A 19,548-nucleotide genomic window follows, 5' to 3' on the forward strand; every position below is an offset into this window, starting at 1 on the left:
GCGGGCGATCACGATGGCGGGGCCGATCCCGGTGTCGCAGTATATGGCTGCGGCCAATGCGCATTATTATGCGACGCGCGATCCGCTGGGCGCGGGCGGCGACTTCGTGACCGCGCCCGAGATCAGCCAGATGTTCGGCGAGCTGGTCGGGCTATGGGCCGCCGACCTGTGGGATCGCGCCGGGCGGCCGGCGGTGGCGTGGGTCGAGCTGGGGCCGGGGCGCGGCACGCTGTCGGCCGACGCCCTGCGCGCGATGGCGAAGGCGGGGTTGGCGCCGGCGGTGCATTTCGTCGAGACGAGTCCGCTGCTGCGCGGGCTGCAGGCCGAGCGGGTGCCGGGGGCGACCTGGCATGATTCGATCGACACGCTGCCGGACGACGTCGCGCTGATCGTCGTCGCCAACGAATTCTTCGACGCGCTGCCGATCCGCCAGCTCGTCAGGCGCAGCGACGGCTGGCACGAGCGGCTGGTCGCGTGCCAGGACACGCTGTTCCTGCCCGTCGTCGGCAAGTCGGTGCCGGACGAGGTCATTCCCGAACCGCTGCGCGACGCCGCGGCCGGCGCGATCCTGGAGGTGTCGACCGCGGTGGTGACGACGGTGCGCGGGCTTGCGGGCCGGCTCGCGCGGCAGGGCGGGGCGATGCTGGCGATCGATTACGGGCATGAAGGCCCGGCGCTTGGCGAGACGCTGCAGGCGGTGCGCGGCCATGGCTTCGCCAATCCGTTCGAGACGCCGGGCGAGAACGACCTGACCGCGCATGTCGACTTCACGACAGTGGCGGCGGCGGCGCAGGCGGCGGGGACGACCGCCTGGGGACCGATCGAGCAGGCCGAGCTGCTGGTGAAGCTGGGCATCGATTCGCGCGCGGCGACGCTGGCGCGGGCACGCCCCGACCTGGCGGAGCGGATCGCCGCCGACCGGATGCGGCTGGTGGGCGAGATGGGCAGCCTGTTCAAGGCGATGGCGGTGACCGCACCGGGGTGGCCGACGCCCGCCGGGTTCGGCGCATGATCGCCTATCGCGACGCGACGCCCGCCGACGCCGCGGCGCTGGCGGCGGTGTTCGCGGAAAGCTTCACCGCGACCTTCGGGCATCTCTATGCGGCGGAGGATCTGGCGGCGTTTCTCGGCGGCTGCGGCGAGGAGGCGTGGGCGGGGGAGTTGTGCGATCCGGGCTATCGGATTCGTGTCGCCGAGGAGGAGGAGCGGATCGTCGGCTTCGCCAAGCTGGGCCCGCCCAAGCTGCCGGTCGAGCCGCGCGGTCCATCGGCGGAGCTGCGCCAGCTGTATGTGCTGAAACCTTGGCAGGGCGCCGGCGTCGCGGCGGTGCTGATGGACTGGGCGATCGCGACCGCGCGCGACGAGGGGGCGCAGGACCTGTATCTGTCGGTGTTTATCGAGAACGAGCGGGCCAAGCGCTTCTATGCGCGGCTGGGGTTCGAGCGGATCGGCACCTATGCCTTTCCGGTCGGCAATCACGTCGATGAGGACGATCTCATGCGGCTGGCGCTGTGAACGTCGAGGTGAACCGCGCGCGGTTGCTCGATGGGGTGGCGCATGGCTTTCTCGGCCGGCGCGGCGGCGTGTCGACAGGGGCGATGGCGGGGCTCAACGTCGGGCTGGGATCGGAAGACGATCCGGTCGCGGTGGCGGAGAACCGGCGCCGCGCCGCCGACGCGGTGCTGCCGGGCGCACGGCTGGCGACGGCGTACCAGATCCATTCGGCGGAGGCGGTGACGATCCTGGCGCCATATGACGACGCACAGCGGCCGCATGCCGATGCGCTGGTCACCAATCGGCCGGGGCTGCTGCTCGGCATCCTGACCGCCGATTGCGCGCCGGTGCTGCTCGCCGACCGCGAGGCGGGCGTGATCGGCGCGGCGCATGCGGGGTGGAAAGGCGCGATCGGCGGCGTTACCGATGCCGCGATCGCCGCGATGGAGGCACTGGGCGCGCGCGCGGGGCGGATCGTCGCCGCGGTCGGCCCGTGCATCGCGCGCGCAAGCTACGAGGTCGATGCCGCCTTCTTGCGCCGCTTCGCGCAGGAGGATCCCGCCAACGAGCGCTTCTTCGGCGACGGGCGCGACGGGCGATACCAGTTCGACCTCGAAGCATATGTCGCGCACCGGCTTGCGGATGCGGGCGTCGGGCGGGTCGAGACGCTGGGGCTCGATACCTATGCCGACGAGGAGCGATTCTACAGCTATCGCCGTGCGACGCATCGCAGCGAGCCCGATTACGGAAGGCAGATCAGTTTGATCGGGATCGCGCCGTCGTCCTGAAATCCTCCCCCGCCAAGGGCAGGTGGCGCGCCGGGGGCGTGACGGAGGGGGAGGAAGCCCTGCCGACAGTGGGTCGCTTACCGCCCCCTCCGTCAGCTGCGCTGCCACCTCCCCCTGGCGGGGGAGGATTTGGAGGATAGTTTCCCTTGTGACTATCTCGCGGCTATGATCCTGTCAGAAGGAGACCATCATGGCCGACAAGAAGAGCCTGCCGACCGAAGCCGACCTGACCGCTGTCGAGACGCGCGTCAGCCCCAAGCCCGAGGTCGACCAGATCGGCGGACGCAAGCTGAAGCCGTCGACGCTGATGATGGGCCATGGCTTCGACCCGGCGCTGTCGGAAGGATCGCTGAAGCCGCCGATCTTCCTGACCTCGACCTTCGTCTTTCCCAATGCGGCGGCGGGCAAGCGGCATTTCGAGGGCGTGACGGGCAAGCGGCCGGGCGGGGCGGAAGGCCTCGTCTATTCGCGCTTCAACGGGCCGAACCAGGAGATCCTGGAGGATCGGCTCGGCATCTGGGAAGAGGCGGAGGATGCGCTCGCCTTTTCCAGCGGCATGGCGGCGATCGCGACGCTGTTCCTGTCGATGGTCAAGCCGGGCGACACGATCGTCCATTCGGGCCCGCTCTATGCGGCGACCGAGACGCTGATCGCGCGGATCCTGGGCCGGTTCGGCGTTCACTGGCTCGACTTCCCGGCGGGAGCGACGCGCGAGGAGATCGACGCGGTGCTCAGCAAGGCGGCGACCGGCAACGTCGCGCTGATCTATCTGGAAAGCCCCGCCAACCCGACCAACGCGCTGGTCGACGTGCAGGCGGTGCGTGCCAGCCGCGACGCGATCTTCGCCAATGCCGCGGTCAAGCCGCCGATCGCGATCGACAACACCTTCCTGGGACCACTCTGGTCGCAGCCGCTGAAGCATGGCGCCGAGATCGTGGTCTATTCGCTGACCAAATATGCGGGCGGCCATTCGGACCTGGTCGCGGGGGGCGTGCTGGGGTCGAAGGAGCACATCAACACCATCCGCTCGATGCGCAACACGATCGGCACGATCTGCGACCCCAATACCGCCTGGATGCTGTTGCGCAGCCTGGAGACGCTGGAGCTTCGGATGAGCCGCGCAGGCGAGAATGCGGTGAAGGTCTGCGAATTCCTGCGCCAGCATCCCAAGGTCGAGAGCATGGGCTATCTGGGCTTCATCACCGACAAGCGGCAGCAGGACATCTATGACCGCCACTGCACCGGCGCGGGATCGACCTTCTCGCTGCTGGTGAAGGGCGGCGAAGCGGAGGCGTTCCGCTTCCTCGATGCGCTGAAGATCGCGAAGCTGGCGGTCAGCCTGGGTGGCACCGAGACGCTGGCGAGCCATCCCGCGGCGATGACCCACCTGTCGGTACCCGAGGCGCGCAAGAAGGCGCTGGGGATCACCGACAATCTGGTGCGTATCTCGATCGGGGTCGAGGATGCGGGCGACCTGATCGCCGACTTCGACCAGGCGCTGGCGGCGATCTGATCCCGAATCGGGGTGGCGATAGTCCAATTTCGTCATGCTGAACTTGATTCAGCATCTCTCCGTCGTCGCGCTGGCGGTCTGGGATGCTGAAACAAGTTCAGCATGACGGAAGGGGTCGGTGTCCGAGACGGGTGGGGCGGCATCTGGAACGCCCTCGCCGATAACCCGTTGTCGGGGCTTCACAGCGAGGAATGTACCCATGCTGACGCTCGTTCTTGCCGCACTCGTCCAGACCGCGACGCCGCTGCCCGGCTCGCTTCCCAACCAGGACCAGCCGCCGGCGCAGCCGACCGCGCCGGTAGCCGCCGCGAACGGCACGGTCGCCGCCCAGGCCGAGGCGCGCACGATGTCGATGGCGGAAATGAACCAGGACCGTGCCGCCGCGCTGGCCGCCGATCGCGCCGCCTATCGTGCCGCGGTGCTTGCCCATGCCGCGACGCTGATCGACGACCAGGTCCGCTACGAGCGGCAGGAGGCCGCCTATGCCGATGCGATGTGGGCGTGGCGCCAGCAGGTGCGTGCGTGCAAGCGCGGCAACAGCCGCGTCTGCAACCAGCCGGTGCCGAGCTACGACACCTATTATTGAGTGATCGCTACGCCACCGAGCGGGTGAGGCTGAGGAACACGTCCTCGAGATCGGGTTCCTTGGTCGACACGTCGACGATGCCCAGCCCCTCGGCGGTGATCGCGCCCAGCACCTCGCCGGCATTCACCCGGCTCTTGTCGTAGGTGATCTCGAGCGTGCGGTCGCCGACCAGTGCGATCTTCTGGAAACAGGCGTTGGCGGGCGGCGCGGCGACGTCGCGGTCGACCGTCACGGCCACGATCTTTTCCTGTGCGCGGCCGACTAGCTCGCGGGTCGGCTCGTTGGCGATCAGGCGGCCGTGATTGATGATCGCGATGCGATCGCACAGCTCCTCGGCTTCTTCGAGATAATGGGTCGTCAGCACGACGGTGACGCCGGCGGCGTTGAGTTCGCGGACATAGGCCCACAGCTGCTGGCGAAGCTCGATGTCAACGCCGGCGGTCGGTTCGTCGAGGACGAGGACGGGGGGCGAATGGACCATCGCCTTCGCCACCATCAGCCGCCTCTTCATGCCACCCGACAGCGTGCGGGCATAGGCGTTCGCCTTGTCCTCCAGATGGACGGCGCGCAGCAGGTCAAGGCTGCGGCGCTGGCCCTTGGGGACGCCGTACAGCCCCGCCTGGATCTCCAGCGTCTCGACGGGGGTGAAGAAGGGGTCGAACAGGATTTCCTGGTTAACGATGCCGATCGAGACCTTCGCGTTGCGCGGGTGCTCGTCGATATCGAAGCCCCAGATCGTCGCGCGGCCCTCGGTCTTGTTGACCAGTCCGGCGAGGATGTTGATCAGCGTCGACTTGCCCGCGCCATTGGGGCCGAGCAGGCCGAAGATCTGGCCGCGCGGCACGTCGAAGCTGACGCCGTCGAGCGCGCGCTTGCCCCCTTTGTAGGTCTTGCCCAGGCCCTGGATCGAGATCGCCGCGTCCGTCATGGTGCGATCGATAGGCCGCAGGGCCATCAATGCCAACCACGTATCCGAGACGGATTGAAGCCGGGCGACGGCATTGCTATCGCACGCCCCATGTTGCCGCCGCCCGAAGTCTCCCGCGTCACCCAGCGCCGCGTCGCCTGCGACGGCGCCACCGACATCCCCGGCGGCGCCGCGCTGGGCCATCCGCGCGTCTATCTGGAGATCGACGAGACGGGATATGTCGATTGCGGTTATTGCGACCGGCGCTTCGTGCTGGTCGGCGGGCCCGCCGACGGGGTAGATCAGGCGATGTTGCGTGACCATGGGGATGGCGCGGGGGCCTGAGGGGTCCTTTTTCGATACCTCATTCGTCATTGCTTCGCTACGCTCGCAATGACGGGAAGCTCACCGTCATGCTGAACTTGTTTCAGCATCTCTTTGCCACGAGCGTTGCGCCTGCGGATGGAGATCCTGAAACAAGTTCAGGATGAGGAGGGACTCAGAACAACCCCAGCCCCGCCAGCTCTTCGGGCGTCAAATCGATGCCGAACATCAGGCTCATGCGCATGCGATAGACGCGGGGGTCGGTGATCTCGGCGTCGCTGCCCTCGCCCGCCGCCATGCGCGCATAGGAGCGATCGGTCAGCTTCGCGAAGCCGTGGGGCAGGATGATGCTGGCGATGACGTGGCGGACGAAGCGGCTGTCGGGGTGCGACTGAGTCCACCAATTGCCCATCATGAGGTCGGCGTCGGGCACCTCGGCGGTGGTGAAGCTGAACTGGCGTTGCCAGCCGGGCGCGGTGTTGCGGCCGTCGGTGGTGGCGGGATCGCCCTCGCGCCACAAGGTCCATTCGCCGTCTTCGTGCGACAGGCGGAAGGTGGCGCCGTCGGGTGCGGTCGCTGCGGCGCCATCGACCAGTGGCATGACCGGGGCATAGCTGCCGCCGAAGCCGGCGTCGGCGATCCACGGTGCGCCCCCGAGCGTCACCAGGCTGAGCGTATGGGTGAGCGGCGGGGTCGCCTCGGCGCCCAGCCAGACGCGGGCGAGCAGCGGGCGCGCCTCGAAGCCGAGGTCGGCCAGCGCGTCGAGGAACAGGCGGTTCTGCTCGAAGCAATAGCCGCCACGGCGCTGGCCCACGAGCTTGGCGAAGACCGAGACGGAGTCGATCGCGATGCCGCGGCCAAGGCGGATGTCGAGGTTCTCGAACGGGATCGCGGTGCGATGTGCGAACTGCAGCCGCTGCAGGCCGGCGGCGTCGAGCGTGGGGCGCGCGGGCATGCCGATGCGCTCCAGATAGGGTTGGAGGGCGAAGCTCACGCCGCGAACGCCTCGGCGGGGACCGCATAGAGCTGGCTGGCGGGCGCGGTGGCGGCGGCGCACAGGCCGAGCGCCTCGGGCACGATCTGGTCGAGGTAGAAGGCGACGCTGGCGCGCTTCATCTGCGCGAAACTGTCGTCGCCCTCGACCATCCGGCTCTGGCGTTCGAGCAGCCAGCCGCAGGTCGCGACCGACAGCATCGTCAGGAACGGATAGCTGGCGGCGAGCTTGTCGTCGGCGTCGCTGGTCTGGAGCGTGCGGCCGAGCGCGTCGCACGCCTCGATCAGCGACTTGAGGTCCGCATGCTCCGCCTCAGCCGCCATGTCGGCGATCAGGCGAGCGAAGCCGCCGCCGTTGTCGAGCGCGAGCTTGCGGCCGACGAGGTCGGCGGCCTGGATACCGTTGGTGCCCTCGTAGATCGGCGTGATGCGCGCATCGCGGAAGAACTGCGCGGCGCCCGTCTCCTCGACATAGCCCATGCCGCCGTGCACCTGAATGCCGAGGCTGGCGACCTCGTTGCCCAGATCGGTGGCATGCGCCTTGGCCAGTGGGGTGACCATCTCGACGCGCAGATTGGCGTCGCGATCGCCCAGCGTGGCGCGATCGACCTGGCCCGCGGCGTAATAGACCAAAGCGCGCGCCGCCTGGGTCTGCGCCTTCATCCGCAGCAGCATGCGGCGGACGTCGGGATGCTCGACGATCCGCGCGGGGCCATCGGCGCGGGCACCCTGAACGCGGTCGAGCGCATAGGCGACCGCGGCCTGGGTCGCGGCCTCTGCCACCTGCACCCCTTGCAGGCCGACGTTGAGGCGGGCGTTGTTCATCATCGTGAACATCGCGCGGATGCCACCATATTCGGGACCGATCAGCTCGCCGGTGCAATCGTCGTTATCGCCGAACGACAGGACGCAGGTGGGCGAGGCGTGGAGCCCCATCTTGTGCTCGATCGACACGACGCGAACGTCGTTCCGGGTGCCGTCCTCGCGGATCTTGGGCACCAGGAACAGCGAGATGCCGCGCGTGCCCTTGGGCGCGTCGGGGGTGCGGGCGAGGACGAGGTGGACGATGTTGTCGGCCATGTCGTGATCGCCGAACGAGATGTAGATCTTGGTGCCCTTGATGCTCCAGCGGCCGTCACCAAGCGGGGTCGCCATGGTGCGCAGCGCGCCGACGTCGCTGCCCGCCTGCGGCTCGGTGAGGTTCATCGTGCCGGTCCATTCGCCGGTCGCGAGCTTGGGCAGGTAGGTGGCCTGCTGCTCGGGGCTGCCGTGATGCGCCAGCGCCTCGATCGCGCCGACGGTCAGCGTCGGGCAGAGCGCGAAGCCCATGTTGGCGCTGCCGAGCGTCTCCAGCACCGCCGACTGGATCGCGAAGGGCAGACCCTGGCCGCCCCATTCCTCCGCGACGCCGATCGTGCCCCAGCCGCCCTCGACATAGGCCTGATAGGCGGCGCGATAGCCGTCGGGCATGTGGACGCCCTCGGGGCTCCACTTCGCACCGACGGTGTCGCCGGCACGGTTGAGCGGCGCCCATTCGCCAATGGCGAACTGGCCGACCCCCTCCAGCACCGCGTCGACGACGTCGTCGCTCGCCGCAGCGAAGCGCTCGCTCCTGGCGAGCTCGGGCACGCCGGCGACGGTGTCGAGGACGAAGCGCTGCTCGCGCACGGCGGGGGTGAAGGGCATCGCTTTCTCCTAAGCTTTGGCGCGCTATAGGCGAAGCGATGGCCGCGCCCAATATCCTTGCCTTCTCGGACCGTACGATCGCCGAGGCCGCGCGGCTGATCGCCGCGGGCGGCATCGTCGCGGTGCCGACCGAGACGGTCTATGGCCTCGCCGCCGATGCGACCAACGCGGCGGCCGTAGCGGCAATCTATGCGGCGAAGGGACGGCCGAGCTTCAACCCGCTGATCGTCCATGTCCTCGATCTGGCGGCGGCGGAGGAGATTGCGGTGGTCGACGACGCGGCGCGCGATCTGGCGGCGCGGTTCTGGCCGGGGCCGCTGACGATGGTGCTGCCGCTGCGGCGCGAATCGAGGATCGCGTCGCTGGTGACCGCGGGGCTCGACACGGTGGCGGTGCGGGTGCCGGCGCACCGCGCGATGCGGGCGCTGCTGGCGGCGACGGCCAAGCCGCTCGCGGCGCCGTCGGCGAATGCGAGCAATGCGATCAGCCCGACGCGCGCCGGCCATGTCGCCGCGAGCCTGGGCGAGCGGGTGCCGCTGATCATCGACGATGGTCCCTGTGCGGACGGGGTCGAATCGACGATCGTCAAGGATGGCGTCGTCCTGCGGCCGGGGCCGATCTCGGCGGACGTCCTCGGTTTCGGTCGGGGCGGGTCGGACAGGATCGAGGCGCCCGGGCAGCTGGCGAGCCATTATGCGCCGAACAAGCCGGTGCGGCTGGACGCGACCGAGGCGCGGGACGGCGAGTTTCTGATCGGGTTCGGCGCGGTCTCCGGGAACGTGACCCTATCGGCGATGGGTGACGTGGTCGAGGCGGCAGCGCGCTTGTTCGACCTGCTGCATATCGCGGATGCTTCGACGGCGGCGCGAATTGCGGTGGCGCCGGTGCGGGATGTCGGGGTTGGAGAGGCGATCAACGATCGGTTGCGGCGCGCGGCGCATCGCTGACGGTCGACATCCCGGCCTTGGGCTCGAGTCGATGGTTGGCGAGCGACTCGGCCAGGAACGCCCTTAGTCGCCCATGGACGGATGGGCCCCGGGTCGAGCCCGGGGTGACACTTGGGGATGAGGCCGTCCGTGCACCACCGCCGTCATGCTGAACTTTGTTCAGGATGACGGGCGGTCTTCGCGGCGTTTACGCGCTCACCGCCGCCTTGCTGCGCGCGGCGAAGCTCTTGCGCAGCTTCTGCAGCTTGGGCGGGATCACCGCCATGCAATAGGGGTTCGAGCGGCCCGAGGTTTCCCAATAATCCTGGTGATAGCGCTCAGCCGGGTACCAGTTGTCGGCATATTCGATCGTCGTGACGATCGGCTGGTCGCGATCCTCCTGCGCGCGCTTGATCGCTTCGTTGGCCTGTTCTTCCTGCATGTTGGTCGCGGGGAAGATCGCCGAGCGATATTGCGTGCCGACGTCGTTGCCCTGGCGGTTGAGCTGGGTCGGGTCGTGGGTCGCGAAGAAGATGTCGAGCAGGTCGCCGTAGCTCAGCTGCTGTGGATCGAAGCCGATGCGGATCGCCTCGGCATGGCCGGTGTCGCCGCCGCAGACTTCCTTGTACGTCGGGTTTTCGGTGTGGCCGCCGATATAGCCGCTTTCCACGCTCTCGACGCCGATCACGTCCTTGAACACCGCCTCGGTGCACCAGAAGCAGCCCCCGGCGAGCGTTGCATATTCGGTCATGGATCAGGTCTCCTGTTCTTTCTCCTTATGTAGGAAGCGGCTAGGCGGGGCGCAAAGGGAGTAGCCGATATGCTTGCTGGCAAGGTGATGGTGACGGGCGGGGCCGGGTATATCGGCAGCCATGCGGTACTGGCGCTGCTCGACGCCGGGTACGAGGTGGTCGTCGTCGACAACCTGGTCACCGGGTTCGACTGGGCGGTCGACCCGCGCGCGACGCTGGTCGTGGCGAATGTCGCCGACGACGACAAGGTGCGCGCCACGATCCGCGAGCATGGCGTGAAGGCGATCATGCACTTTGCGGGATCGATCATCGTCCCCGAATCGGTGGTCGATCCGCTCAAATATTACCGCAACAACACCGCCGCCTCGCGCGCGCTGATCGAGAGCGCCGTGGTGGAGGGCGTGCCGCACTTCATCTTCTCGTCGACCGCGGCGACCTATGGCACGCCCGACCATGTGCCGATCGCGGAGGACGATCCGCAGCGGCCGATCAACCCCTATGGCATGTCGAAGCTGATGACCGAGGCGATGCTGCGCGATGTCGCGGCGGCGCATCCGATGAACTTCGCCGCGCTGCGTTATTTTAACGTTGCCGGCGCCGATCCGCAGGTGCGCAGCGGCCAATCGACCGCGGGCGCGACTCACCTGATCAAGGTGGCGGTCGAGGCGGCGACGGGGCGGCGCGAGCATGTGTCGGTCTATGGCACCGACTTCGACACCGCCGACGGCACGGGGGTGCGCGACTATATCCACGTCAGCGATCTCGCCGCGGCGCACGTCCATGCGCTGGAGTGGCTGGTCGCGCATCCGGGCGACAGCACGCTACTCAACTGCGGCTATGGCAAGGGTTTCTCGGTCAACGAGGTGCTCGACGCGGTCGATCGGGTGACGAACATGACGATCGAGCGCCGCTACGAAGGGCGCCGCGCGGGCGATCCGGCGGCGCTGGTGGCGGACAATCGCGCGATCCTGGCGACGCTGCCGTGGCGGCCGGCGCGCGACGACCTCGACGCGATCGTCCGCGATGCGCTGGCGTGGGAGCGCAAGCTCGCCGAGATGGGGAAGTAGGGGCTAGCGCTCGCCGCCGATCGCGGCGCGGGCCTTGGCGGTGGCGAGCCACCAGCCGAGCGCCCAAAGCGTGCCGAGCGACCAGCCCGCCAGCACGTCGCTCGGCCAATGGACGCCCAGATACACCCGGCTGGTGCCGATCAGCCCGACCAGCAGCACCGCGACGATCAGCCCGTAGCGGCGCAGGGCGCGGTCGGGCGTCACCTGGCCGACCAGCGCGGCGAGCGTCAGGTAGACGATCGCGCTGGCGGTCGCATGGCCGCTGGGGAAGCTGTAGCCCTTCGCCGAGACCAGATGCTCGACGATGTCGGGGCGCGCGCGGACGACGTGGTTCTTGACCAGTTCGATCAGCCAGGCGCCGCTGAGGCTGGCGGCGACGAGCGCGAGCGCGGTCAGCCACAGCCTTTTCACCAGCAATGCGCCGGCGGCGATCACGACGATCAGCGTCAACACGTCGCCGCCGCCGAGCGCGGTGACGTCGGCCAGGAAGCGCGGCAGCCATGACGGGCCGCCCCAGCTGCGCAAGCCCAGGATGATCGCGCGATCGAAGCCGAACGGATAGTGATCGACGACGAGCCCGAGGCCCAGCGCCAAGGCGATGACCGCGGCGAGCAGCCCGATCCCGGCAAGTTCGGACGGCAGGCGGCGGCGCGGGGCGGGGGTCGTCATCGACGCCACGCGTACCGCATCAGGCCTGCGATCGGGCAAGGCTTTTCGCCGCTCGATCATGGACGTGCCCGCAGGGTGAAGCGCGTGATCTCCGACGGAACGCCGAGCCGGAGCGCGAAGCCCGGCCACAAACCCGTCCCATTGCCGACGTACAGCGTCATGTCGCCGACGGCGTAGCGGCCCGATACGAAGCCGGCGTTGCCGCGGGCGACGAGGCGGTCGAGGCCGAGGATCATGCCGCCGTGGGTGTGACCCGACAGCTGCAAGGCGACCCCCTGCGCGGCGGAGCGGCGCGCATTGCGCGGCTGGTGGTCGAGCAGGACGACCGGCGCGCCGGCGGGTGCGCCGCGCAGCGCGGCGGCAAGATCGGGGGCGGCCTCGCCGACGCTGGGCGCCGACAGATCGGTGACGCCGGCCACGACCAGCCGGGCGTCGCCGCGCGCGATGACGCGATGGGCGTTGGGCAGCATCGCCAGCCCCATGCCGGACAGGTGGCGCATCCATTCGGCATAGTCGAAGAAATATTCGTGGTTGCCGGGGATCGCGTAAACGCCGTCCGGGGCCGCCAGCTGCCGCAACGGCTCGACGGCGTCGCGGCGCATGGCGAGCGAGCCGTCGATGAAGTCGCCGGTGACGACGATCACGTCGGCGCCGGCTGCGTTGGTCCGTTCGACCACCGCCTGCGCCCAGCGACGGGTGAAGAGGCGGCTGATGTGAAGATCAGTCAGCTGGACGATCCGATAGCCGTCGAACGCGGCCGGAAGCCCGCGAATCGCCACCGTCACGTCGCGGACCGGCGGCACGCGGATCGCATTGGCGACGCCGATCGCGGCGAGCAGCGCCGCCAAGCCGCCGATGGCGTACCGCAGCATAGCCGGTTCGCGGATGGTCGACCGGCTGACCGCCATCGTCAGCAAGGCGCCGAGATCGAGGAGCAGCTGGAAGACGGCAAGCAGGACGAGCGCGCCGAACGCCCAGTTGAACAGGATCACGACCACGCGCGGAAACTCGGGCGCGAAGACCGAACCCGAGGACAGCCGGCTCCAGAAATGAAACTGCGACGCGGCCAGCATCAGCAGCCCCGCAGGGATCTTCGCCCACAGTGGGAGCGGCAGCGGCCACAGCCACCGTGCGAGGACGAGCAGCGTCGGGATGGCGAAGACGATGTTGAAGATGTCGGATCTCCGGGATTTCAGGCGCTGTGCCGCTGCTCAACGATGCTCAGGCGGCGAGTGTCCGCCGACGTACCGCTTGAGCCATGTGGTGGCATCGGCGCTTGGCGGATCGTCCGGCGTCGGCCAGACCGCCGCCATGAAGGTATTCCTGGATTTCGAGGCGTCGTCACTGTCCGACCACAGCTTTCCGGTCGAGGTGGCGTGGGTGTTCCAGGACGGCCGCAGCGAAAGCCACCTGATCCGGCCCGCACCGGACTGGACCGATTGGGATGCGGAGGCCGAGGCGATTCACGGCCTCAGCCGCGACATGCTGGCGACCGACGGCGAGCCGCACGAGGTCGTCGCGAGCCGGATGGTCGAGGCGCTGGCCGACCACGAGCTGTTCGCCAGCGCGCCGTCGTGGGACGGCAAGTGGCTGAGCGCGCTGTTGCGCGGCGCCGGCCTGCCCCGCCATGCGCTGCGGTTGCGCGACACCGACGAGGCGATGCGGGCGACCGCCACCGAGATCCTGCAGGGGGTGGTGCCGGGCGCACGGCTCGACGTCGAGGTGCATGCGCTGGTCGCGCAGGCGAATGCGGGAAAGCAGGCCGACCCTGCCCACCGCGCGCTCGCCGATGCGCAGGAGGAATATGCCACCTGGTGCCGGCTGAGACAGGCGGCGCGGGAGCTGGCCGGGCGCGGCGCCGACGGAGCCTAGGGGATCAGCCGCTCGGCGCGCAGCCGATCGAACAGGGCGAAGAAGGCGTCGTCGGTCGGGCGATAGCCGGTGAAGCCGAGGCGTCGGCTCTTCGACATGTCGGTGACGACCTCGATCGGTCGGCCGAGATCGGCGTCGGTGTGCCAGGGCGAGGCCAAGCGGCCAAGCTCGGGCTCCGCCAGCGATTCGCGCATGGCGATTTCGCGCCACAGCCCGGCGTCGTCGGCCATCTGCTGCTCGAGCGGGCGAACGACGCCATCGAAGGGCGCCGCCTCGATCCCGAACCAGTCGGCGATCCGGCCCCACATCCACTGCCAGCGGAAGACGTCGCCGTTGACGACGTTGAACGCCTGGTCGTGCGCGGCTTCGGTCTCGGTCGCCCACAGCAGGTGCTGCGCGAGCTGGCCCGCGTCGGTCATGTCGGTCAGCCCAGACCATTGCGCCGCCGAGCCGGGAAAGGTGAAGGGCCGCCCCGTCTCGCGGCACAGCGTCGCATAGACCGCCAGCGTCGTGCCCATGTTCATCGCATTGCCGACGGCGAGGCCGATCACGGTGTGGGGTCGATGGACGCTCCAGGTGAACCCGTCGCGCGCGGCGGCGGCGAACAGCTCGTCCTCCTGCGCATAATAGAAGTTCTCGACGTCGAGCCGGCCCTGCTCCTCGCGGAAGGGCGTCTGCGGGAGCACGCCCTGCCCGTAGGCCTCGAACGGGCCGAGATAGTGTTTGAGCCCCGTCACCAGCGCGACATGGCGTGGCCGTGTCGGGCTGGGCAGGCCGTCGAGCAGGTTGCGGACCATCGCCGCGTTGACGCGGATATTCTCCGCCTCGCTGTCCTGACGTGCCCAGGTGGTGACGAAGACCGCGTCGGGATCCAAGCCGCGCAATGCCGCCGCGGTGCCGTCGCGGTCCTGGAGATCGGCCGCCACCGGCAGGATCCCCGCCTGCGCCGCCGGACGGCGCGCCAGTCCATGGACGGTCCAGCCCTGCCTCGCCAGCAGCGTCGCCGTCGCACTGCCGACGATCCCACTCGCGCCTACCACCAATGCCGTTCGTGCCATCGCAACCTCTCTATTTTCGAGAAATGCTAGAGCCGCATCGCCGCCATCAGCGTCAGCGCCAGGCGAGCGGCGAGCAGCGCCGACGAGCGTGCGGCGTCGTCGCGGTCGGGGACATATTCGGCGATGACCGCGCCGAGAATCGTGCCGCGCGCCTTCAGCCCGTCGACCAGTGTCAGCATGTCCTCGTAATCGAGGCCGCCGGGGGTCGGCATCGCGACGGCGGGAAAGACCGTGGGATCGAGGCCATCGCAGTCGATCGACAGGACGAAACGACCGCCGGCGGGCAGCCCGTCGAGCGCGCGATCCACGCCGCCGCGGTGCCAGTCGCGGCTGCCGATCAGCCTGCTGCCCCAGCCGCGCGCGTCGTCGTGCTGCCAAGCCTCGCCGCTGCCGAGGCCGCGGATGCCGATCTGCACCATGCCCTCGACCCAGGGCATCTCGGCGGCGCGGCGCATCGGCGAGCCATAGCCCTTGTCCTGTCCACGGACGACGTCCGCCCAATCGACATGGGCGTCGACCTGGACGACCGTGACCGGGCCGTGCCCCTCGAAGCCCGCAAGGAAGGGGATCGGCACCGAATCGTCGCCGCCGAGCACCAGCGGCCGCGCGCCTGCGCCCAGGGCGGCGGCGGTCGCCGCCGCGATGCGCTCACGATTGCCGGCCGCATCGATCGCCCGGGTCCTGACGTCGCCGAGGTCGGCGCCCAGCCAGGCCGGATCGCGATCGTCGGACAGCAGCGTCGCGCCGATGTCGAAGTCGAATTGCTTCAGCTGGCCGGCCAGCGCCTTCGATGCGGCGCGGATCGCCCCGGGCGCCTGCGCCGAATGGCTCGCCACCGTAGCGTCATAGGGAGTCACCTCACTGGCCCCGAACACCGCAACCTGTCCGGGCGTCAGGCCGTCGAGGGTGCCGGTCGGCAGGCCGCATAGCGTCGGATAGTCGAAGTCGATGTCGTCGCTCATCCGCGTGCAATGCCTGGGGGGCGCCGGTCGTTGCGCGCGACCGAACATCTTCTGCGCCGGCGAGCGGGGCCGGGTGCCGCGCCGACACCCGGCCCGATGCGCTTTACTTCTTGCGCGCGCGCTTCGGCGCGGCGGCCGCCTCGGCGTCTTCTTCCTCGTCGGGCTGATCCTCGCCCGCCTCGGTCAGCGCTTCGCCCAGCGCCTTCAGCTTGTCCTGCGACTTGTCCGCCTTGTCGGCGATCTTCGTCGTGGCGGTGCCGAGGCGATGCAGCAGCGCATGGACGCGGTCGGCATCGGGCGCCTCCTTCTCAAGCTGCTTGCGCAGCGAGCCCAGATCGCGAAGGATGCCCTTGCTGCCGGGTACGTCGGCATCGGCGAGCGCAGCCTCCCAATCCTCGACCATGTCGGCGCCCTTCGTCGCCTTGGTCTGATCCAGACCGCGATTGATCGCGTTCATCGTCCCGGCAAATTTGACGGCCATCTTGTCATCCTCTCGACTGGGCTAATCCCAGGCTGCCGAACGAAGGCCTAGATGCTTGTGTCCGTTGATCGGAAAATGATCATTATGATTCAAGGCAATCACGGCTAGTTACTTCTGGCGAAAAGGAAGGATCGACTGTTTTCGATCTTGCCGGCCAGGCCGGGAACTTCTTCCAGCTGGCGAACATCGGTGAAACCGCCGCGTTCCTCACGATAGCGGACGATTTCATAGCCATGCCCAGCCAGGCCGGGAACCGCATCGAGCTGTTCTGCGGTAGCGTCGTTGATGTCGATCTTGTCGGTGTCGTCGCTCATCCGGCTCGCTCCTCGATCCGCATGGTGGCCAAGCATCGCGGCGCCGATCGCCGGGCGACGACCGATGGTCGGTCGATTGCCCGGCGACCGGGCCCGGCGTCAGCGGACGGCGGCGGCTTGGTTCGCGACGATGGCGTCGCGCTGTTCCTGGCTCATCGCGGCGACGTTCATGTCGGCCGCCTGGATGGCGTCGGCACGCGAATCGGCGACGTCGCGGGTGCGGTCGGCACGCTTGTCGAGCATTTCGGCCTCGTTGCGCAGGGCGGCGGCATTGGCCTCCATCGCGTCGGCGCGGTTGTCGGCAGCATCCTCGACCCGGCTCGCCAGCTTTTCCGACGGATCCTTGCCGCACCCGGCCAACAGCAGGCCGGCACCAAGCGCGAGGGCGACGAATTTCATGGGTATCCTCCTGTCAGGTAACGTCGAACGCGACGTTCCGTGTGCCAAGCGAAGGAGGTTGATCTAGGTTCCTCACCCGCCCGTCAGCGCGGCGAGGCCTGCGTTCGCGCGCGATCGAACAGCTGCCGGAATTCGCCGGCGTCGAGCGCACCGAGGACGGCTAGGTGGTCGGCCAGATAGCCGGGCGTCCCCGACAGGCCGATCAAATAGGCTTGCCGACCATTGGCGGCCAATCGCGCCGTGACCGCCGCGTCATGGTGTTCGAGCCACGCCATCGCCCGCGGCCAGTCACCCCCCACCGATTCGACGACATCGCGCAACGCGGCCGTGTCGAAGGCGCGGGCATCGGCCATCAGGCGGCGATGGACGGCGGCATACAGGCCCTGCTCGTCGAACGACAGCGCGACGCGGGCGGCCCGTTCGGACGCGGGACCGAAGATCGGCCAATCCTTGTGGATCAGCCGCACCTTGCCATCCGCGCCGACGGCGTCGAGCAGGGCAGGAAAGGCCCGGCGGCACGCGGGACAGCGATAGTCGCTGAAGACCGCGACGCGCAGATCGGCATCCTCGGGCCCCTCCTCGGGCGAGCCGCGATCGGCCAGGATGGCGTCCGCGGCCGCGCCGACGTCACGGCCGATCGGCTCGGTGCGCCGCAGCAGCTGCGCCACGCCCCAGCTGCCGACGACGGCGACCGCCAGTCCAGCCACCTGTCGCCGGGTGATGGGTGGCGTCTTCTTCAGGGATGGGCCGCTATCCCCGCGACGATGCGTGCCAGCCGGGGACGTACCGTCATCGTCGATCATGACGATCCTGCTAGGGGGCATTGGGCCTGAACGAAAGCGGCGGTGGACCGGCCGGTGCGGCTCGCGCGATGGACACCGACGCTGCGGAGGCGCTATCGCCCGACGCCGAGGCGCGCGGATCGCGCCGACGAGGAATTCAGGACATGCGGGTGCTCGTGGCCGGGCTGGGCGACATCGCCCGCAAGGCGTATCTGCCGGTGCTATCCCAGCGAGCTGGGCTCGAGGTTCACCTGGCGACGCGGGACGAAGCGGTGCTTGCTGCAGTCGGCGATCGCTTTCGCATCGCGGACCGGCACCGCAGCGTCGCCGAGGCACTGTCCGCCGCGTCGTTCGACGCCGCCTTCGTCCACGCGGCCACCCCCGCGCACGGCGAGCTGGTCGGGCAGTTGCTGGGCCAGCGCGTCGCGACCTTCGTCGACAAGCCGCTCGCGGACAATCTGGGCGAGGTGGAGGCGCTGGTTGCGCTCGCCGCCGAGCGTGCGACGCCGCTCGCGGTCGGCTTCAATCGCCGGTTCGCCCCCGATTACGTCGACCTGTGGCGCGCCGATGCCAGCCTGATCCTGATGGAAAAGCATCGCCACCGGCAGCCCGACACGCCGCGCCGCGTGGTCTTCGACGACTTCATCCACGTCGTCGACACGCTGCTGTTCCTGGCCCCCGGCCCGGTCCGTCGCCGCACCATCGAAACGCAGGTCGTCGGCGGTCTGCTGAGCGCGATCACCCTGACGCTGGCCGGCGACGGCTTCACTGCGATCGGCGTGATGCACCGTGACAGCGGGCTCGACGAGGAGCGTCTCGACGTCATCGGCAACGGATCGCGCCGCACCGTCCTGAACCTGTCCGAGCGGATCGTTACGGAGGGCACGCCGTGCCTGCACCGCCGGGGCGACTGGACCCCAGTCGGGCAGCAACGCGGGTTCGAGGCGATGTGCGACGACTTCCTGCGCCAAGTGCGCGAGCGCCGCCCGGTCGATGCCGCCGCCGTCGTCGCCAGCCATGCGATCTGCGAGGCGATCGTCGGCCATGCCGTTGCGGGTGGCGGGGCGCCATCGACGCGCTGATCGTCAGCGAGGGTCGGTGCGGGTTTGGACCAGCGTCGCGCTGCCGTATCGACGGCGCTTGTTGGCGACCTGGCGTCGCGCTTCCTCGACCGCCAGTTCCTCGGTGGCGAAGAGCAGATGGTCCATCACCGCGGTCAGATGGGCGTGCATCGCCTCGCGCGCGGCGGCCGGGTCGCGGCTGCGCAGCGCCTCGACGATCGCGGCATGTTCCTCGACCACCGGACGGACCTTCGCGTCGCGCGCCTTCTTGTGGAGCAGCGCGCACTCCGACGAGGTCGATCGCAGCCGCCAGAAATCTTCGATCGTGCGCAGGATGCCGGCGTTCCGGGTCGCGGTGGCGATCGTCAGGTGAAAGTCGCGATCGGCGTTTTCGGTCACTTCGAGATGCAGGTTCTCGGCGGCGATCGCCGCGATCAATTCGTCGAGCCGGCTGAGTTCATCGTCATCGATGTTGATCGCGGCCAGGGCGGCGGCCTCTCCTTCGAACAACAGCCGCGCCTCGGTCAACTCGAAAGCGGTGATGGCGAAGGCAGCATCCTCGTACTGCGCCGACAGCGCCACGACATAGGCGCCCGAGCCGATCCGCACGTCGATCAGGCCGCGAACCTCCAGCGCGATCAGCGCCTCGCGCACCGCCGGGCGACTGGCGCCGAATTCCAGCGCCAGCTCGCGCTCGGCCGGCAGCCGGTCGCCGACGTTCCAGCGGCCCGCCGCCAATGCGTCGACGATGCGCTTCGCCAGCCGCTGGTACAGTCGGCCGTCGGCGGATGCGGTGCTCGATCCGCCCCGGCGCGATGTCTTGCGGGCCACGCTCGTGCTCATTTGACTTACCAATCCTGTGTTCCCGACCACGCTACACGCAAGCGCGCCGATCGTGAAGCGGTCTACCAGAC

The 19,548-nt window shown here is 69.0% G+C and carries 23 protein-coding genes; 10 read left to right on the forward strand and 13 right to left on the reverse strand.

Going from position 1 to position 19,548, the window contains the following annotated elements:
* The first annotated feature begins 13 nt into the window (after positions 1-13).
* From GGQ80_RS02435 to GGQ80_RS02455, 5 genes are all read left to right on the forward strand, one after another.
* Positions 14-1,012 (forward strand): class I SAM-dependent methyltransferase, encoded by a 999-nt coding sequence (locus tag GGQ80_RS02435; RefSeq protein WP_425506010.1) that lies wholly within the window; start codon positions 14-16, stop codon positions 1,010-1,012.
* Positions 1,009-1,515 carry a GNAT family N-acetyltransferase gene (locus tag GGQ80_RS02440; RefSeq protein WP_183982175.1) on the forward strand — a complete coding sequence of 169 codons (507 nt, stop codon included), beginning with the start codon at positions 1,009-1,011 and terminating at the stop codon, positions 1,513-1,515. Before GGQ80_RS02435 ends, GGQ80_RS02440 begins: the two co-directional genes overlap by 4 nt.
* The gene (pgeF, locus tag GGQ80_RS02445; RefSeq protein WP_343050767.1) at positions 1,512-2,282 is read left to right on the forward strand and encodes a peptidoglycan editing factor PgeF; all 771 of its coding nucleotides are present in this window, start codon (positions 1,512-1,514) and stop codon (positions 2,280-2,282) included. Before GGQ80_RS02440 ends, pgeF begins: the two co-directional genes overlap by 4 nt.
* 190 nt (positions 2,283-2,472) lie before the next feature.
* Positions 2,473-3,795 carry a cystathionine gamma-synthase family protein gene (locus GGQ80_RS02450; RefSeq protein ID WP_183982176.1) on the forward strand — a complete coding sequence of 441 codons (1,323 nt, stop codon included), beginning with the start codon at positions 2,473-2,475 and terminating at the stop codon, positions 3,793-3,795.
* A gap of 199 nt (positions 3,796-3,994) precedes the next feature.
* Positions 3,995-4,381, forward strand: a complete 387-nt coding sequence (locus tag GGQ80_RS02455; protein WP_183982177.1) for a hypothetical protein — start codon at positions 3,995-3,997, stop codon at positions 4,379-4,381.
* 7 nt (positions 4,382-4,388) lie between these two features.
* Here the strand turns inward: GGQ80_RS02455 and GGQ80_RS02460 are convergent, their stop codons facing one another.
* Positions 4,389-5,309 (reverse strand): ABC transporter ATP-binding protein, encoded by a 921-nt coding sequence (locus GGQ80_RS02460; RefSeq protein WP_183982179.1) that lies wholly within the window; start codon positions 5,307-5,309, stop codon positions 4,389-4,391.
* A gap of 90 nt (positions 5,310-5,399) precedes the next feature.
* Here GGQ80_RS02460 and GGQ80_RS02465 point away from each other — a divergent pair, with 90 nt between their 5' ends.
* Positions 5,400-5,633, forward strand: a complete 234-nt coding sequence (locus GGQ80_RS02465; protein ID WP_183982181.1) for a zinc-finger domain-containing protein — start codon at positions 5,400-5,402, stop codon at positions 5,631-5,633.
* A gap of 154 nt (positions 5,634-5,787) precedes the next feature.
* On the opposite strand, the gene GGQ80_RS02470 is transcribed toward GGQ80_RS02465, so the two are convergent.
* A complete protein-coding gene (locus GGQ80_RS02470) occupies positions 5,788-6,567 on the reverse strand; it encodes an arylamine N-acetyltransferase family protein (RefSeq protein ID WP_183982457.1) in 780 nt (259 codons plus the stop codon).
* Positions 6,568-6,602: 35 nt separating this feature from the next.
* Positions 6,603-8,291, reverse strand: a complete 1,689-nt coding sequence (locus GGQ80_RS02475) for an acyl-CoA dehydrogenase family protein (protein WP_183982183.1) — start codon at positions 8,289-8,291, stop codon at positions 6,603-6,605.
* Positions 8,292-8,329: 38 nt separating this feature from the next.
* Between GGQ80_RS02475 and GGQ80_RS02480 the strand changes: the two genes are divergently transcribed.
* Positions 8,330-9,238: an L-threonylcarbamoyladenylate synthase gene (locus GGQ80_RS02480; protein ID WP_183982185.1), complete on the forward strand. Its 909-nt coding sequence runs from the start codon at positions 8,330-8,332 to the stop codon at positions 9,236-9,238.
* A 187-nt stretch (positions 9,239-9,425) separates the two neighbouring features.
* On the opposite strand, the gene msrA is transcribed toward GGQ80_RS02480, so the two are convergent.
* Positions 9,426-9,968 (reverse strand): peptide-methionine (S)-S-oxide reductase MsrA, encoded by a 543-nt coding sequence (gene msrA / locus GGQ80_RS02485; RefSeq protein WP_183982187.1) that lies wholly within the window; start codon positions 9,966-9,968, stop codon positions 9,426-9,428.
* A 69-nt stretch (positions 9,969-10,037) separates the two neighbouring features.
* Between msrA and galE the strand changes: the two genes are divergently transcribed.
* On the forward strand, positions 10,038-11,036 hold the full coding sequence (gene galE / locus GGQ80_RS02490) for a UDP-glucose 4-epimerase GalE (RefSeq protein ID WP_183982189.1): 999 nt from the start codon (positions 10,038-10,040) through the stop codon (positions 11,034-11,036).
* 3 nt (positions 11,037-11,039) lie between these two features.
* On the opposite strand, the gene GGQ80_RS02495 is transcribed toward galE, so the two are convergent.
* Positions 11,040-11,705, reverse strand: coding sequence for a phosphatase PAP2 family protein (locus GGQ80_RS02495; protein ID WP_183982191.1), 666 nt, complete (start codon positions 11,703-11,705; stop codon positions 11,040-11,042).
* Positions 11,706-11,761: 56 nt separating this feature from the next.
* On the reverse strand, positions 11,762-12,778 hold the full coding sequence (locus GGQ80_RS02500) for a metallophosphoesterase (RefSeq protein ID WP_246346787.1): 1,017 nt from the start codon (positions 12,776-12,778) through the stop codon (positions 11,762-11,764).
* 190 nt (positions 12,779-12,968) lie between these two features.
* On the opposite strand from GGQ80_RS02500, the gene GGQ80_RS02505 reads away from it, so the two are divergent.
* Positions 12,969-13,577 carry a 3'-5' exonuclease gene (locus GGQ80_RS02505; protein ID WP_343050770.1) on the forward strand — a complete coding sequence of 203 codons (609 nt, stop codon included), beginning with the start codon at positions 12,969-12,971 and terminating at the stop codon, positions 13,575-13,577.
* Here the strand turns inward: GGQ80_RS02505 and GGQ80_RS02510 are convergent.
* From GGQ80_RS02510 to GGQ80_RS02535, 6 genes are all read right to left on the reverse strand, one after another.
* A complete protein-coding gene (locus GGQ80_RS02510; RefSeq protein WP_183982193.1) occupies positions 13,574-14,635 on the reverse strand; it encodes an SDR family oxidoreductase in 1,062 nt (353 codons plus the stop codon). The genes GGQ80_RS02505 and GGQ80_RS02510 overlap by 4 nt on opposite strands.
* 26 nt (positions 14,636-14,661) lie before the next feature.
* Positions 14,662-15,597, reverse strand: coding sequence for an arginase family protein (locus tag GGQ80_RS02515; RefSeq protein ID WP_183982195.1), 936 nt, complete (start codon positions 15,595-15,597; stop codon positions 14,662-14,664).
* A 103-nt stretch (positions 15,598-15,700) separates the two neighbouring features.
* Entirely contained in the window at positions 15,701-16,078 is a 378-nt protein-coding gene (locus tag GGQ80_RS02520; protein WP_183982197.1) for a hypothetical protein, read from the reverse strand.
* Between the two features lie 104 nt (positions 16,079-16,182).
* Positions 16,183-16,392 carry a ComEA family DNA-binding protein gene (locus tag GGQ80_RS02525; protein WP_183982199.1) on the reverse strand — a complete coding sequence of 70 codons (210 nt, stop codon included), beginning with the start codon at positions 16,390-16,392 and terminating at the stop codon, positions 16,183-16,185.
* Positions 16,393-16,491: 99 nt separating this feature from the next.
* Entirely contained in the window at positions 16,492-16,791 is a 300-nt protein-coding gene (locus GGQ80_RS02530; protein WP_183982201.1) for a hypothetical protein, read from the reverse strand.
* 83 nt (positions 16,792-16,874) lie between these two features.
* Entirely contained in the window at positions 16,875-17,498 is a 624-nt protein-coding gene (locus GGQ80_RS02535) for a DsbA family protein (RefSeq protein ID WP_343050773.1), read from the reverse strand.
* 164 nt (positions 17,499-17,662) lie between these two features.
* Between GGQ80_RS02535 and GGQ80_RS02540 the strand changes: the two genes are divergently transcribed.
* Positions 17,663-18,655, forward strand: a complete 993-nt coding sequence (locus GGQ80_RS02540) for a Gfo/Idh/MocA family protein (RefSeq protein WP_221364126.1) — start codon at positions 17,663-17,665, stop codon at positions 18,653-18,655.
* Positions 18,656-18,658: 3 nt separating this feature from the next.
* Here the strand turns inward: GGQ80_RS02540 and GGQ80_RS02545 are convergent, their stop codons facing one another.
* Positions 18,659-19,465, reverse strand: coding sequence for a FadR/GntR family transcriptional regulator (locus GGQ80_RS02545; RefSeq protein WP_343050775.1), 807 nt, complete (start codon positions 19,463-19,465; stop codon positions 18,659-18,661).
* Between the last annotated feature and the right edge of the window lie 83 nt (positions 19,466-19,548).

The sequence above is a fragment of the Sphingomonas jinjuensis genome, assembly GCF_014197105.1.
Taxonomy (GTDB): domain Bacteria; phylum Pseudomonadota; class Alphaproteobacteria; order Sphingomonadales; family Sphingomonadaceae; genus Sphingomonas; species Sphingomonas jinjuensis.

What these genes read in the sequence shown, in the direction of transcription:
- GGQ80_RS02530 (WP_183982201.1), bottom strand. Translation starts at nt 16,791, where the DNA reads ATGAAATTCGTCGCCCTCGCGCTTGGTGCCGGCCTGCTGTTGGCCGGG.
- GGQ80_RS02495 (WP_183982191.1), bottom strand. Translation starts at nt 11,705, where the DNA reads ATGACGACCCCCGCCCCGCGCCGCCGCCTGCCGTCCGAACTTGCCGGG.
- GGQ80_RS02470 (WP_183982457.1), bottom strand. Translation starts at nt 6,567, where the DNA reads ATGCCCGCGCGCCCCACGCTCGACGCCGCCGGCCTGCAGCGGCTGCAG.
- GGQ80_RS02510 (WP_183982193.1), bottom strand. Translation starts at nt 14,635, where the DNA reads ATGGCACGAACGGCATTGGTGGTAGGCGCGAGTGGGATCGTCGGCAGT.
- galE (WP_183982189.1), top strand. Translation starts at nt 10,038, where the DNA reads ATGCTTGCTGGCAAGGTGATGGTGACGGGCGGGGCCGGGTATATCGGC.
- GGQ80_RS02465 (WP_183982181.1), top strand. Translation starts at nt 5,400, where the DNA reads ATGTTGCCGCCGCCCGAAGTCTCCCGCGTCACCCAGCGCCGCGTCGCC.
- GGQ80_RS02520 (WP_183982197.1), bottom strand. Translation starts at nt 16,078, where the DNA reads ATGGCCGTCAAATTTGCCGGGACGATGAACGCGATCAATCGCGGTCTG.
- GGQ80_RS02475 (WP_183982183.1), bottom strand. Translation starts at nt 8,291, where the DNA reads ATGCCCTTCACCCCCGCCGTGCGCGAGCAGCGCTTCGTCCTCGACACC.
- GGQ80_RS02525 (WP_183982199.1), bottom strand. Translation starts at nt 16,392, where the DNA reads ATGAGCGACGACACCGACAAGATCGACATCAACGACGCTACCGCAGAA.
- GGQ80_RS02455 (WP_183982177.1), top strand. Translation starts at nt 3,995, where the DNA reads ATGCTGACGCTCGTTCTTGCCGCACTCGTCCAGACCGCGACGCCGCTG.
- GGQ80_RS02435 (WP_425506010.1), top strand. Translation starts at nt 14, where the DNA reads ATGGCGGGGCCGATCCCGGTGTCGCAGTATATGGCTGCGGCCAATGCG.
- GGQ80_RS02515 (WP_183982195.1), bottom strand. Translation starts at nt 15,597, where the DNA reads ATGAGCGACGACATCGACTTCGACTATCCGACGCTATGCGGCCTGCCG.
- GGQ80_RS02500 (WP_246346787.1), bottom strand. Translation starts at nt 12,778, where the DNA reads ATGCTGGCCGCGTCGCAGTTTCATTTCTGGAGCCGGCTGTCCTCGGGT.
- GGQ80_RS02460 (WP_183982179.1), bottom strand. Translation starts at nt 5,309, where the DNA reads ATGACGGACGCGGCGATCTCGATCCAGGGCCTGGGCAAGACCTACAAA.
- GGQ80_RS02440 (WP_183982175.1), top strand. Translation starts at nt 1,009, where the DNA reads ATGATCGCCTATCGCGACGCGACGCCCGCCGACGCCGCGGCGCTGGCG.
- GGQ80_RS02480 (WP_183982185.1), top strand. Translation starts at nt 8,330, where the DNA reads ATGGCCGCGCCCAATATCCTTGCCTTCTCGGACCGTACGATCGCCGAG.
- msrA (WP_183982187.1), bottom strand. Translation starts at nt 9,968, where the DNA reads ATGACCGAATATGCAACGCTCGCCGGGGGCTGCTTCTGGTGCACCGAG.
- GGQ80_RS02450 (WP_183982176.1), top strand. Translation starts at nt 2,473, where the DNA reads ATGGCCGACAAGAAGAGCCTGCCGACCGAAGCCGACCTGACCGCTGTC.
- GGQ80_RS02540 (WP_221364126.1), top strand. Translation starts at nt 17,663, where the DNA reads ATGGACACCGACGCTGCGGAGGCGCTATCGCCCGACGCCGAGGCGCGC.